Here is a 1,782-nt window from a genome sequence, read left to right on the forward strand (position 1 = left end):
CAGCGTGGGTCAAATTAGTGTGGCTTTTCCATTTGCTAATCTCGGCCATTTTTCGTATTTTTGGCTGCACGTTCCATTGGAACACGTTGCAAAGATAGGATATTTTCTAATATAAACCAAATAAATATGAGATTATTTCCTATTTTTCTGTAAAATTTAATAGAAGTCAGGCTATGATTTTAGAAAGAATAAAGGAATATATCGATTGCAAGGGCATTACAATAGCTGCCTTTGAGCGAAGTATAGGTATGTCTAATGCCTCGTTCGGAAAATCTTTGAAAAACAGGGGAGCAATAGGTTCTGATAAAATAGAAAATATCCTATCTGTGTACACAGACCTCTCTTCCGAATGGCTCCTCACAGGCACAGGGAATATGCTTAAATCTGACCTCGACAAGCCAATAGAAGCCCATAAGAGGTCTGCCGAACCTCCCAAATCCTCCAATAAGCGGAGGGGCATCCCTCTTATTCCCATAGATGCCGTGGCAGGTTTCCCATCCGCCGACAATGATGGCGTATATATGGAAGACTGCGAACACTACTCAATCCCGGAGTTTGAGGCGAAGGGGGCAAACTTTCTCATCCGGGTTTCAGGCGACTCCATGCACCCCCTCTATGAGAATGGCGACATCATCGCTTGCCGTAAAATTTCCGACATACTCTTCTTCCAATGGGGTGGCATCTACGTCCTCGACACCAGTCAGGGTGCCCTCGTCAAACGAGTGGAGGAAGCAGAAGACGATCAAGAATCCATCCTCTGTATTTCCGAAAACCCACGCTTCAAGCCATTCCACCTTCCCAAGTCCGACATCCGCTCCCTCAGCACCATTATCGGGCTCGTCCGTTTAGTTTAACTTATAATCATCGCAATATGAAAAAACTTTTTTCTATACTAATTGTGGTACTTGCAGTTGTATCCTGTAGTTCAGATCCGTCAGAGAATAGCCAAGACGAAAGCAAGAACAGTCAAAACATCACCACATCTGACATTAAAGGAAAATGGAAGGTTATTTCCGATAATCTAAAAGGCGTTCGGCTAATATTGGATGACAATTCTCCTTGTGTATGGTCTGATAAATTTAGTAATACCTTCTCAGGGCCTTATTACTTTATAGAAAATGTGAGTGACGATGTTCTTAAAAATCAATGTGCCCTAATAGGTTCTGATGTAAACGATAAAATCCATATATCGGTGATTAAGGTACAAGGACACACATCGGGTAATGCGGATTTGTACATACGATGCGACTTGATGCCGTTACTGCCAAATCTTGACTGGCAATACTTCTCGGAAAAAGTTAATCGGGAAGCATGGTATTTTTGGGAAGGTAATTGGTTCTACTATACTTTTGAAGTAACAAATTACACAGATAATTATATGCACCTAAAACTACGTAAAAGTTCGATTCGATTTGATGATTATGAACAAAATTATCCGTTGAGGATAGACGCAGGTACAGTCATTATGTTGCAGCGAGAACAGTAATATGCCATTAGGTCTGTAAAAATATCCAAGTGCCCCCCTTTTCTCCCCCCCCTCTCGTTTTTACCCATCCCCCTCTTTTAGCCCTCGCAAAAACAGCAAACAGAATGATACAGTGATATTTAATAAGGTAAGGTATTAAAAAGTAATGGCATTTGGGGTGGGTCTATCGCAACAAAAAACACGCATATCGCAAGAAAAATAGTATCTTCACCCCCTTGTATCGTACCCCCTCAAAACCCTCTTTTGTAACCCCACTTTTCTAAAAATACGCGAGTTCGGGATAAAAAAAGCATTTA

2 protein-coding genes are annotated in these 1,782 nt (G+C 41.3%); both read left to right on the forward strand.

Going from position 1 to position 1,782, the window contains the following annotated elements; genetic code table 11:
* Positions 1–173 precede the first annotated feature (173 nt).
* Entirely contained in the window at positions 174–854 is a 681-nt protein-coding gene (locus HMPREF3034_RS10230; protein ID WP_062435330.1) for a S24 family peptidase, read from the forward strand.
* Positions 855–871: 17 nt separating this feature from the next.
* The gene (locus HMPREF3034_RS10235) at positions 872–1,486 is read left to right on the forward strand and encodes a hypothetical protein (RefSeq protein WP_062435334.1); all 615 of its coding nucleotides are present in this window, start codon (positions 872–874) and stop codon (positions 1,484–1,486) included.
* The last annotated feature ends 296 nt before the right edge of the window (positions 1,487–1,782 follow it).

The sequence above is a fragment of the Prevotella sp. DNF00663 genome (assembly GCF_001553265.1).
Classification (GTDB): domain Bacteria; phylum Bacteroidota; class Bacteroidia; order Bacteroidales; family Bacteroidaceae; genus Prevotella.